Here is a 10,501-nt window from a genome sequence, read left to right on the forward strand (position 1 = left end):
CCACCGCCGACGATGGCGACCCGGTCCCAGCGGACGACGCGCACGAGCGCGGAGGTCGCCCCGCCGGCGCCGGCGGGCCGGGGCGGGGGGCGGGCGCCCACGCCGCGCCCCCGCCCCCCCCCCCCCCCCCCCGGCCCCACCCCGCACACCCATCACGCCGTTTGGAGGAGCACCGTGTTCATTCTCGCCCAGTTCACCGGCGACCCGATCTTCAGCCTGACCGCGCCGCGCAGGGCGGACCGGCAGCACCTACAGGGCGGCGGGCAGGTCACCTACACGGGCTCGCTCGTCGAGCTGCGCGGGCCCGCCGCCGTCGTCGGGCAATGCGCGTGCGCGGTGTGCATGCCCAGCGACGAGCGGATGGCCGCGCTGGGAGCCGCCGGGATTGTCGACGACGACTACCCGGAGTTGTTCGGCCGGTTCCGGTTGTACCTGCGCACCGCGGGCGGAGTGTCGGTGCGGTGTGTCCGACCGGAGTCGGTGGAGGCGCGGTCGGTGCGCTGGCGGGTGGTCGAGACGGGCTGGACCGGTGGGATCTCCTGGGGATGGGAGGTCCGTGACTACGGGCCGTCTGGTGTCGGCGGCGCGTTCACGGTGGCGGATTCGTACCCGGGTAGCCGGGCGGGGCGGGACGCCGCGCTGGCGGTGTGCGCCGAGCGGAACAGGGCGGCGCCGGCCGGCGCGTAGCACCCCAACTCTCCGCTGGCCGCCCTCCCCACGAGGGCGGCCAGCATCCCGAACTACGCCCTAACAGGAGGCAACCGTGTGCAAGAACGCCCTACACATCCCCGCCGACGTCGACATGCCGGTGCGGGTCATCGACCTGGACGCAGGTCTTGGCGAACTGCGGAACCTTCAGGCCGCGGTCGGCGGTCTCGTCGACGTACAGGCCCATTCTGAGGGTGACCTGTGGTGCAGCGACTCCGGCCGGGTCGACGGCCTGGCGGTGAACGTACGGGTCAACGTGTGGATGTTGAACGACTCGGCGGCGGCGAAGATGGGCCGGGTGGGCGAGCACATGGTGATCTACGGCGATGTGGTCATGACCGGCCTCCCGAATTGGGAGGGCGACACCACCCCGGTCACCCAGGCGATGATCGACTATTTCAGTGGGTTGGTCGTGTCCGCGGACGCGCTGCGGGACTGGGACACTCGCTACGTCGGAGTGAAGGTCACCGACTGGGAACTCTGACCCCCGGCGGCTGCCCTGCCCCCGCGCCCACCACGGGCCGGGGGCTTCGCCGTGTCAGGGGTCGGCCGGGGCGTGCTCGACGGCGTACCAGCGGCGGCGGACGCTGACGATCCGGATCTCGTGGTCGTCGTCGGCCTCACGCAGGACGCCCAGGTGGTCGTACAGCGTGGCCGAGGCATCCCAGCCGCAGGCCATCAGCTCGGTGCGGGACATCCCCGCCGGGCCGGCGGCGCGCAGCAGTGCGAGGGCGTACTCCGGCGAGGGGCTGCCCGTCGGCATGGCCGGGGCCGGGCTGGCCGGGTCGAGCGCGACCGCGGGGGCCGGGGTGCCGTCGGCGGCCGGCGCCGGGGTTGGTTCCTCGGCTGGCTCGTACTCGGCGCGCAGCGCGGCGATCTGCTCGTCGGTCGGGTTGAAAACGCGGCCGGGGCGCATCGCGGTCTGGCCCTGCCGGTAGACGGCCGCCTTCCCCGGCCGGTCCAAGACCTCCACCGGAAAGTGGACGGCCTTCGGCAGCGCCCGGCGGAGGTCCTCGGGGTTGTCACGGGACCCGAGGAGAACCCGGCATCCGATGTTGGTGAGGAGCCGTCCGGAGCCAAGCTCGCTGTTCGTGGTCCTTTTAACCGCGATGGCGAGCGTGACCCGTTCCGACCGGGCGATGTCCGAAAGCTCTATCAGCAGCTGATAGCACTCCGGATCGGCGAGTACTCGTTCGGCCTCGTCGACGACCTGGAGGATGTGTGGCGCCGCCTCCGTGGCTGCATGCCGATCCCCCTGGCCTGCGGCGGACCGCCGGTCGACTTCGGCAAGCGTCTCCCGGAGTTGCGCGCGGGCCGCGACGATCCCCTCGTCGTAGCCGGCGGCGTTGGTTGCCACCCGGGCGATGCACCGGCCCCACGCCGTCAGCAGCCGGCCACCCTTGAAATCGATCCCGCGAACCTGCATCCGACGCCGCGCTGTGGCCTCGCCGATCAGGATTTTGAGGAGGGTGCCTTTCCCCGCGCCGGTGCCACCGACCAGGAGAATGTGCTGGTCCAAGGTGAGTTCGATCGGGCCGACATCCTCGTAGAGGCCAACGGTGATCGGGTCGTCGGGGCCGGCGTCCGGGTCCGGGCCCGGCCAGGGGATGCCCTCGTCGTCCTCGGGTGCGACGTCGGCGGCCGAGACGAGCGGGTCTGTCTCGACGACGTGGAGGACCGCGCGGGAGGCGTCGGCGAGCACCTCGTCGACACGCAGGCAGTTGCGGCGCAGCTTCAGCCGGGCTTCGAGGTGGGCGAGTTCGCCGCGGAGCTGGTCGACGGTGTCGCCGTTGAGCGCGACGTCGTGCGACCACTGGCCGTCGACGTCGCCGGGGACCGTACTGGTGAGCTCTGCACGTAGTCCCCGTTCGCGGGCGGCCCACGGCCAGGCGCGGGCGAACTTCCCCGCCGCGCGGGAGCGGCGGACCCGGTGGGACCAGGCCCACCACGGCCAGCACACCAGCGTCGCCACCGCGAGCACGACGGCCGCGGTGAGGGTGAGCCCGGCGACGACCACCCAGCCGGCCCACAGCATCCCGGCGAACGCCAGCAGGATGCCCGCCCGGTGCGCGCGCAGAGTTCGCGCACCCCGCGCGATCCGCAGGTCCGCGCTCACCCACATCGGGATGAGCGCGAACAGCGCCGCCCAGGTGGGGAGCGTGCCGCGCAGTCCCCAGGCGACCAGCGTCAGGCCGGCCGCGCAGTAGGCGGGAGCGAGCCAGTAGCGGGACCGGTAGACCGCGCGGCGTGCACGACGAGGCGGCCCGTCCCCGCGCGGTTCGCGCAGACCTGCGCGGGGTTCGCGGGGTTCGCGCACCGGTCGTGCGCGGGGCTGCGCGTCCTGCGCGCGCTGCCTGCGCGAGGCGTGCGCGACGGTGCGCGAACGATCCGGGTGTCCGCGCGGCTGCGCGGTTCCTGCGCGGCGTTCGCGCACACCTGCGCGGACCTGCGCGGCACGTTCCCTGCGTCGCGCAGCAGCTGCGCGCCGGTCCTGCGCGGCTGCGCGACGCTCCTCCGCGCTCATCGGCGCGTACCGGCGATCTGCGTAGCCGCGACGTTGGCCGCGCGGCCGGCACCGTGGAGGAGGTCGCCGAGTTCCATCAGCGGGAGCAGCGGTTTCGGGTCCAGCCCCACGTCCATCACGAGGTCGTCCACCCACGCGTTGTAGGCGGCGGCTACCTCGTCGAGCGCCGCTGCCCATGCGCGGGCCTGCGCGGGGACTCCCGGGAGGCCACCTTCCGGCGCTCCCAGGAGGACCGCTCCTGCGGCTTGCGCGAGCCTGGCCAGGTCCATGTGTCCTCCAAATCGTGCGGTGCTGCGCGGACCCTGCGCGGGGGTGCGCGAGGGGTGCGCGAGGGGTGCGCGAGTCCGCGCGGGCTTGACGAGGCTGATGCGCGGGCCGCGCGGAGCTGCGCGAACGGGTGCGCGACGGTCCGGCCAGAACAGGGTTCTGGCGGTGTTGCCGGCGAGGGTCCGGGTGCGCCAGCGTCGACCGGCGGGGGTCGCCGCGCGCCAGGCCCGCCCGGTGCTCGCGAGCATCGCGCGGGAGTCGCGCAGTGCCGCGCGGCCGGTGCGCGGACGGGCACGGCCCGCGCGCGCGGGTGCGCGGCGGGACCGGCCCGGATCATCGGCAACCGCGTTCAGCAGCACCAGCACACCGACGAACAGGGCAAGGATGCGGATCATCCCGCGCCGGCCTGCGCGCGGGCATCTGGCGGCTTCTTCGGCAGCCAGCCGCGGATGGTCGACTCGCTGATACCGGTCTCCCGCGCGAGTTCGCGGACGACAAAGGGCGTGCCAGCGGCGAGCATCGCGCGGACGTGGGCGCGGGTGGCCGCGTGCTTGTCCCCGCGGGCAGCGGCGTACTCGGCCAGATCGCGCACCGGCGGCGGGGCAGCCTCCTCGCTGGTCTCCCCGGGCAGGTCGTCGGTGTCGGTGTCCGTGGTGTCGTCGTGCGCGGGGGGCGCGGCGAACACCGGCAGGCGCGCGGCGAACACCGGCGGCTGCGCGGGTTCGCGCGGCGGCTGCGCGGCCTGCGCGAGGGCCTGCGCGGCTTCGCGCACCTCCTGCGCGGGAGGGTGCGCGAACCAGTCGTCCGGCTGCGCGGGGCTCTGCGCGGGGAGGTTCTTGTCCTGCGCGGCGTCGCGCACCTCCACCTCGCGGGGCAGGTCGGCGGGGGCGGGGTTCAGCGCGGGCCGTTCGGGTGCGCGGTCAAGGTGCGCGGCGTCGGGCGCGGGCTGCGCGAGGTCGTCGACGAGGTGCGCGAACGCTGCGCGGGCCTGCGCGAGCTCCTGCGCGACGTCGCGTACCGGCTGCGCGGGCTGCGCGACCAGGTGCGCGGCAGGGGGCAGTTCGTGCGCGGCGGCGAACTCGTGCAGCGCGTCCAGCGTCGCCGGGTCGCCGCCTTTCGCGCAGCGGTGCGCGAGTTCCCGCGCGACCTGCGCGACCTCCGCGCGGCGCTTCGCGGCCTCGCGAGCGAGCCGCGCAGCGTCCCGCGCGGCCGTGCGCGCCGCCCGCAGCTCCGCCCCTGCGGCGATCGCAGCGTCCCGCGTCCGGATCGACGGGTCAGCGATGCGGGCCGAGCGGGCCCACCAGGCCCGGCCTGGGTAGCGGCACCAGTAGGCCCAGCCCAGGGCCGGCGGCGGATCGGCGATCAGACCGCGGGCGCGTAGCGCCGGCCGGTGGCGGGCGCCTGAGCGCATCTCCCACATGCCGAGGGCGCCGAGGGAGAGCGAGCCGTAGACCGCGGCGGTGATGAGGCTGCCGTGCTGCGTGGCGTTGCCGTGGTCTACGACGGTGCGTGGCCAGTGGCCGGCGACGTTGAGCACGGCGACGAGGAGCGCCGCGAACACGGTCGCGGCCTGCTCCCGCCGGGCCCGCTCGGCGTGCACCAGGCGAAGCCGTAGCGCCGTACGGGCTGCGGCCAGCCCCCATCCCTCCAGCGCGATGGACGTGGGGATGGCGACGGCGATGGGGAGGCCGTGGCCGTGGGCGGCGGTGAGCTGGCCGTAGAGGGCGACGCCGACGGCCGCCGTGTAGACGGTCATCGCCGCGACGGCGTCGGCGTCCGCAGCCAGCCAGCCGACGGCCTTGGTGACGGCCGCGCGGCGCTTCTTCCAGCGGGTCTGGCGGTCGGTGGCGCGCTCGGCGGCGGCCTGGCGGGCGAGGGTGGCCCGGCGGGACTCGTCGGCGCGGCGGCGGGTGGCGGCGGCGTCTTCGGTGGCGCGGCGGGTCTCGGCGTCGAGTTGTTTCGCCGCCGCGCGGGCGGCGATGACCTCGGCGGAGGCGGCCACGGGTCAGCCGATCCGGTGGGACGCGATGAACGCCCAAGTCGGATGGCCGATCGGCAGAAGCAGAATGAGGGTGAACAGCCCGACGCTGATGCCCGCTTCGATCAGCGCATCCTTGATCGAGCGGGTGCGCATCCACAGGAGTCCGATGCCGCAGGTGATGAGTCCGAGGCCGACATAATCGAGGCCGGTCATCGGATTGCCACCGGGCTGATAACGGCCGGGCGCGACACGCCCAACCAGCCTCGCGGGTGCGTGGGCACGGCAGAATACGCCACGGCGCGCGTCCTTCCAGGGGACTCGTGCAAGCCGTCGCCCGGGGGCGGTGTTCGAGCACCTATCCCGGGCGGCGCACCACTGCGGTGCGCCGCCCGCATCATAACCCGTGAGATTCCGCTGTTCCGTGAACGGGTATTTCAGGTGGCGCGGTCGTATGCCTCCAGGATCTCGGCGGAGATCCGGCCGCGGTCGCGGATGTCGGGCCAGCCGTTGCCCCTGGCCCATGCGCGGACCTCGGCCAGGTCGCGGGTACCGGCGGCCGGCTGGGATGCCTTGCGGCTGCGGCGTTTGGTGCTGGTCCGGCGGCCGGCGGTGATGTAGGGCGCCAGCGTCTCGCGGAAACGTGCCGCGTTCGGCGCGGACAGGTCTATCTCGTAGTCGGCGCCGTCGAGGACGAATCGGATGGTCTCGTCGGCCTTGCCGCCGTCGAGGTCGTCGATTAGGGATGTGGCGATCTTCTGGGCCATGGGGCCTCCTGGGCGTGATGCGGGTCTGGTGTGGCGTTCACCGTATCTGTTATCTGACAGATCTGTTGATCGTCATCCCCTCCCCCGGGGTGGCGGTGGTGACGTTGCGTGGTGTCCGGGGATGTCCGGGTGGACGTCCGGATGGGCTGGTGGCTCGCGCGCGCCTGCGCGATAGGCGGGCGGATGTCCGGATGTCCGGAGTCGGACATGGTGACAGAGAGTGGCTGACGTCCGCCCCAACTTGATTGATTCATGAATCAGCAGATCTGTAGTACGGTTGTGGCATCCGACCAAGGGGGACGTACATGGACTTCCAGCCCACAGCCGAACAGCAGAAGGCCCTCGATCTGTTCGCTGGGGGAGGGCACCTCGCCATCCAGGCCGGCGCCGGAACCGGAAAGTCCGCAACATTGAAGTTGATCGCGCACGACTTCCGGGACAAGCGCGTCGCCTACACCGCGTTCAACAAGGCGATTGTCGAGAGCATGCGCCTTTCCATGGCCGAGGCTGGCTACCGGCACGTGCGCTGCCGGACCATGCACGGGTTCGCGTTCGACGCGGTCGGACACCTGTACAAGACGCGGCAGGGCGCGCGGATGGCCCCGAAGGCAATGGCAAAGCTCCTCGGGCTGAACAGTCCGATCTGGGTGCCGCAGATCGGTGGCGGGCAGAAGGGGCTCGCCCCAGGCTGGCAGGCATCGTTCGTCATCGCAGCACTGCGCCGCTTCTGCCAGACCGCCGACGCGGAGCCGGCACTGGAACACTTCCGGTACCTGGACGGCGTCGACGCGCCGGACCCGAAGACGGGGAAGCGGACGTTCCGAGCGAACAACATGCTCCGGAAGGCGCTGCTGCCCGCACTGCGGTGGGCATGGCAGGACGCGGTGAAGGTCGACGGGATGCTGCCATACAACCCGGCGTACTTCCTGAAAATGTTCCAGCTCGGAATGCACCCGGGCGACCTGAGCAGGCGCGGATCGTACTCGATGGGCGCCGAAATCCTCATGATCGACGAGGCGCAGGACATGGCGCCAGTCATGCTCGGGATCATCAAAACGCAGATGCGGCGAGGGACGCGGGTTGTCCTTGTTGGGGACTCGGCGCAGGCCATAAACTCGTTCACCGGCGCCGTTGATGCGTTCAAAAACATCACGGTGGATAACACCTGCTATCTGACCAGGTCCTTCCGTTTCGGTCAGGACATCGCAGACTTCGCGAACACCATCCTTGCGCAGCTCGACACCCCGCTGCGGCTGGTCGGCAAGCCCGGCGGTCCCGACGACACCGGGTACATCGGCCCGTGCTCGCGGCCAGACGTGATCCTGACCCGTACCAACGCCGTCGCCGTGTCAGAGGCGTTGACGCTCATGGCCGCGGGCCAGCGAGTGAACCTGGTCGGGAACACCGCGAAGATGGTCGTCACGTTCGCGAAGGCGGCGGCGGACCTGCGGGAAAACGGGTGGACGGCCCACCCGGAGCTTGGCTGCTTCTCCTCGTGGAAGCAGGTGCAGGACTACGCCGAACATGACGAGCTCGGCGGGGACCTCAAGCTGATGGTCGACCTGATCGACCGGTTCGGCACCGATGCGATCATCGCCGGGCTTGCGAACATCGCGGATCCGCGGGACGCCGACATCACGGTGTGCACGGCGCATCAGAGCAAGGGCCTTCAGTGGCAGGACGTCAAGCTCGCATCTGACTTCCCTGCCCCGGGCAAGCTCAACGAGGACGAGCTGATGTTGCTGTATGTGGCGGTGACGCGGGCGCAGGACGTGTTGGACGTGACGGCCTGCCCGTCGTTCGCGAAGGCCCCGGACACCATCCCCGCGTGGATGGCCGCCGCCACCGTCTGAACAGCCCCAGAACGCGCGAAACGGCCCCCGCCCGAGGGAGACCTCGGTGCGGGGGCCGTCGACGTTCCTGGGCTACTCAGCCCCGACGACGTCGTAGGTGCGCGCCCACACCCCGGCCGCGATCGGGTAGTGCTCACCCTCGGTGCCCCGGGCGATGTACGAACCCACGGGCACATTGATCCAGGAGGTGTGGAGCTGGTCGTACACCTGCGCCAGGCCGTCCGGTCCGTCGCCGATGAACCCGGGGGTTTCGTTCGGGCCGGTGTTCCCGACGAACGCGATGATCTCGCGGGCGCGCTCCGGGGTGCCGTCCCAGGGGCCGGCCATGCGGACCGGGATGGGACGCTTCACACAGACGATCACGGGCATGGGGTGTTCTCCTTCGGCTGTTCGGATGTGGGGTAGAGCAGGCTGGCCGTGATGAGGCGCACCGGCACCTCGTCCTCGTGGGGGCATTCGGCGCAGTCGTACGCGATGCCGATGTCGTCGGAGAGGTGCATGCGGCAGACGTTGATGCGCCGGTCGTGGCCGCGGGCGCAGCGCCAATGGCCGGTGTGGGTGGCACCCATCAGGCATCGCTTCGGTTCGGGGCCGGCAAGGAGGCCGGTGGCGAGCACGTCGCAGCGGACCGCCCCGGCCTCCTTCCCTGCGCACCAGTGGCACAGCCGCGGTGAGCCCTGCGGGTCTGGGACGGCCAGGCAGGACACGCTCGATTCGCGGCCGAGGGGGCATGGGTCGTCGGCAGTGCAGCCGCAGACCCGACACGACAGCTCGGCCGCGGCCGGCGCGGTGGTGGTCAACGGGTCTCCTCGGGTGGGGTGGGTTCGTCGTCGTACAGGAGCCGGGCCGGGCCGCCGTTCGCCGGCTTCGCGGCCGGGCCGTCGAGGGTCCGGCGGACCAGGCCGACGGGCACGATCGACTGCGGGCACAGCCCGTCATGGCCGCGTCCTGCCGGAGCCGGGCAGTAGCAGGGACGGCCGTCGAGCAGGGCACGCACTCGGTCGGCGGAGTTGGCCGCACGCTCGAACGATCGGATCGCGTCATTCAGGCCGCCCGCCTGCTGCACCGCAGCGTGCATCACCTCGTCGTCCACGGTGGTCGGTGGGCTGACCGGGTAGAGGGCGTCGAGGAGCTGCACCAAGCGGCGCTCGGCATCTCGGGCGCGGGCCCGGTGCAGCTCGGCGCGGCGCTCGAGCTCCATCCGGTCGAGCGACCAGAGCGCGCCGTCGGTCGACTCGTGGTAGCCGAGATGGTCCGGGTCGAGGATGCACACCTCGTGGCGCCAGCCGCTGTTCGCGTCTCGGGAGCCGCTGCCGATGTTCGCGCAGCCCCCGGTCGCCCGAACCTCGGCGGCCAGGCTGGCCGTGCCCTCGTCCGGCCGAGAGTCGGGGTGGCGGATGTCGGCGGCGGCGGTCAGGCGGGCGCGGAGCTCATCCGGCAGGGACGGGTCAGCCACAGTGGCTCCCGCCGGGGTGGACGACGACCGGGTGCGGGACGTGGGGGCCACTGTGGCTGCCACCGTGGCTCGAGCTGTGACCGCCATGGCCGCCGGCACCCCGGGCCGTCACGACCGCGGCACAGGCACTGCCCTTGTCGCAGGAAACCAGCCCCGCCGTGGTGAGCGCCAGCATGCCGGCGAGGGCACCGGCAGCGGCGAATCGTCTACGCATCATGATCCTTTTTGTGGGTAAGTCAGCGAGTGATCAGGGCCTCGATGACGTCCAGGACGTCGTCCACGACGTCGGCGAGCAGCCGGCCCAGCCCGCGGGCAGCGTCGCCAACGCGCCGACGTGCACGGCGGAGACGGTCAGGCACCGGTGGGGATCGACCTTCCGTCCCGGACGATCAGCGTCAGGCCGGCGGGGAGGTTCCGAGCCGTGTACTCGCAGCCGTCCGACCCGCGCCACCTGTCGGCGCCGTAGTAGAAGAACGTCAGCACGTTGGCGGCTGTGGTGACGACGTCGCCGGGCTGCGCCGTGGCCGGGTCGTACGGCGGCGGTGGGCCGACCATCTGCCCCCGCCGGATCACGAGGCGGCCGTCGGCCGGGATATGGCGGTCGCTGCGCCATGAGTAGTCGTCCGGGTCGTCGACGTGACGCCAGGGCTGGCTGTCGTTGTCAAGGTGGAAGAACGCCCTATTCTCTGACGGCGAGATGACGACGTCGCCGTGCTGGTAGGGCGCCCCGTCCGCGAAGGGGATACCGGGCAGGTCGTTCCGATCAGACATGATCATCCTTGTCGGTCGGGTCGGGTCTGTACCGCCGTCGCCCCGGCTTGGGGGAACGAGACCGGGGTGGCGGTGGAACAGAACCGGCGGGGTGGGGGTGGCTGTACCGCCCCCGGGGGGGTGCGGGCCGGGCCGCCGGGCTCAGAGGCCGGGGTGGCGCGGGGTAGCGGTTCGGGG

The 10,501-nt window shown here is 72.1% G+C and carries 14 protein-coding genes; 3 read left to right on the forward strand and 11 right to left on the reverse strand.

Annotated elements, in window-relative coordinates:
• Positions 1 to 174: 174 nt before the first annotated feature.
• A complete protein-coding gene (locus tag MXD60_RS08790; protein WP_248818504.1) occupies positions 175 to 687 on the forward strand; it encodes a hypothetical protein in 513 nt (170 codons plus the stop codon).
• 76 nt (positions 688 to 763) lie between these two features.
• On the forward strand, positions 764 to 1,192 hold the full coding sequence (locus MXD60_RS08795; protein ID WP_248818505.1) for a DUF3846 domain-containing protein: 429 nt from the start codon (positions 764 to 766) through the stop codon (positions 1,190 to 1,192).
• A 54-nt stretch (positions 1,193 to 1,246) separates the two neighbouring features.
• Here the strand turns inward: MXD60_RS08795 and MXD60_RS08800 are convergent, their stop codons facing one another.
• From MXD60_RS08800 to MXD60_RS08820, 5 genes are all read right to left on the reverse strand, one after another.
• Entirely contained in the window at positions 1,247 to 3,025 is a 1,779-nt protein-coding gene (locus MXD60_RS08800; protein ID WP_248818506.1) for an FtsK/SpoIIIE domain-containing protein, read from the reverse strand.
• Between the two features lie 203 nt (positions 3,026 to 3,228).
• Complete coding sequence (locus MXD60_RS08805) at positions 3,229 to 3,894, reverse strand: hypothetical protein (RefSeq protein ID WP_248818507.1); 666 nt, start codon at positions 3,892 to 3,894, stop codon at positions 3,229 to 3,231.
• Positions 3,891 to 5,501: a hypothetical protein gene (locus MXD60_RS08810; protein ID WP_248818508.1), complete on the reverse strand. Its 1,611-nt coding sequence runs from the start codon at positions 5,499 to 5,501 to the stop codon at positions 3,891 to 3,893. Before MXD60_RS08810 ends, MXD60_RS08805 begins: the two co-directional genes overlap by 4 nt.
• A 3-nt stretch (positions 5,502 to 5,504) precedes the next feature.
• Positions 5,505 to 5,693 carry a hypothetical protein gene (locus MXD60_RS08815; RefSeq protein WP_248818509.1) on the reverse strand — a complete coding sequence of 63 codons (189 nt, stop codon included), beginning with the start codon at positions 5,691 to 5,693 and terminating at the stop codon, positions 5,505 to 5,507.
• 221 nt (positions 5,694 to 5,914) lie between these two features.
• Positions 5,915 to 6,244 (reverse strand): histone-like nucleoid-structuring protein Lsr2, encoded by a 330-nt coding sequence (locus tag MXD60_RS08820; RefSeq protein WP_248818510.1) that lies wholly within the window; start codon positions 6,242 to 6,244, stop codon positions 5,915 to 5,917.
• Between the two features lie 305 nt (positions 6,245 to 6,549).
• Here MXD60_RS08820 and MXD60_RS08825 point away from each other — a divergent pair, with 305 nt between their 5' ends.
• Complete coding sequence (locus tag MXD60_RS08825; RefSeq protein ID WP_248818511.1) at positions 6,550 to 8,097, forward strand: UvrD-helicase domain-containing protein; 1,548 nt, start codon at positions 6,550 to 6,552, stop codon at positions 8,095 to 8,097.
• A gap of 72 nt (positions 8,098 to 8,169) precedes the next feature.
• On the opposite strand, the gene MXD60_RS08830 is transcribed toward MXD60_RS08825, so the two are convergent.
• Genes MXD60_RS08830 through MXD60_RS08850 form a run of 6 tightly spaced genes read right to left on the reverse strand, consistent with a single transcriptional unit; the run spans position 8,170 to position 10,324 of the window.
• Positions 8,170 to 8,466 carry a hypothetical protein gene (locus MXD60_RS08830; protein WP_248818512.1) on the reverse strand — a complete coding sequence of 99 codons (297 nt, stop codon included), beginning with the start codon at positions 8,464 to 8,466 and terminating at the stop codon, positions 8,170 to 8,172.
• A complete protein-coding gene (locus tag MXD60_RS08835) occupies positions 8,457 to 8,897 on the reverse strand; it encodes a hypothetical protein (protein WP_248818513.1) in 441 nt (146 codons plus the stop codon). The genes MXD60_RS08830 and MXD60_RS08835 overlap by 10 nt, the downstream gene beginning before the upstream one ends.
• Positions 8,894 to 9,553 carry a hypothetical protein gene (locus MXD60_RS08840; protein ID WP_248818514.1) on the reverse strand — a complete coding sequence of 220 codons (660 nt, stop codon included), beginning with the start codon at positions 9,551 to 9,553 and terminating at the stop codon, positions 8,894 to 8,896. The genes MXD60_RS08835 and MXD60_RS08840 overlap by 4 nt, the downstream gene beginning before the upstream one ends.
• Positions 9,546 to 9,770 carry a hypothetical protein gene (locus MXD60_RS08845; protein WP_248818515.1) on the reverse strand — a complete coding sequence of 75 codons (225 nt, stop codon included), beginning with the start codon at positions 9,768 to 9,770 and terminating at the stop codon, positions 9,546 to 9,548. The genes MXD60_RS08840 and MXD60_RS08845 overlap by 8 nt, the downstream gene beginning before the upstream one ends.
• A gap of 19 nt (positions 9,771 to 9,789) precedes the next feature.
• Positions 9,790 to 9,912, reverse strand: coding sequence for a hypothetical protein (locus MXD60_RS28685; RefSeq protein ID WP_283098058.1), 123 nt, complete (start codon positions 9,910 to 9,912; stop codon positions 9,790 to 9,792).
• The gene (locus tag MXD60_RS08850; protein ID WP_248818516.1) at positions 9,905 to 10,324 is read right to left on the reverse strand and encodes a hypothetical protein; all 420 of its coding nucleotides are present in this window, start codon (positions 10,322 to 10,324) and stop codon (positions 9,905 to 9,907) included. The genes MXD60_RS28685 and MXD60_RS08850 overlap by 8 nt, the downstream gene beginning before the upstream one ends.
• Between the last annotated feature and the right edge of the window lie 177 nt (positions 10,325 to 10,501).

Source organism: Frankia sp. AgB32 (genome assembly GCF_023243045.1).
GTDB lineage: Bacteria > Actinomycetota > Actinomycetes > Frankiales > Frankiaceae > Frankia.

What these genes read in the sequence shown, in the direction of transcription:
- MXD60_RS08820 (WP_248818510.1), bottom strand. Translation starts at nt 6,244, where the DNA reads ATGGCCCAGAAGATCGCCACATCCCTAATCGACGACCTCGACGGCGGC.
- MXD60_RS08805 (WP_248818507.1), bottom strand. Translation starts at nt 3,894, where the DNA reads ATGATCCGCATCCTTGCCCTGTTCGTCGGTGTGCTGGTGCTGCTGAAC.
- MXD60_RS08830 (WP_248818512.1), bottom strand. Translation starts at nt 8,466, where the DNA reads ATGCCCGTGATCGTCTGTGTGAAGCGTCCCATCCCGGTCCGCATGGCC.
- MXD60_RS08850 (WP_248818516.1), bottom strand. Translation starts at nt 10,324, where the DNA reads ATGTCTGATCGGAACGACCTGCCCGGTATCCCCTTCGCGGACGGGGCG.
- MXD60_RS08845 (WP_248818515.1), bottom strand. Translation starts at nt 9,770, where the DNA reads ATGATGCGTAGACGATTCGCCGCTGCCGGTGCCCTCGCCGGCATGCTG.
- MXD60_RS08825 (WP_248818511.1), top strand. Translation starts at nt 6,550, where the DNA reads ATGGACTTCCAGCCCACAGCCGAACAGCAGAAGGCCCTCGATCTGTTC.
- MXD60_RS08815 (WP_248818509.1), bottom strand. Translation starts at nt 5,693, where the DNA reads ATGACCGGCCTCGATTATGTCGGCCTCGGACTCATCACCTGCGGCATC.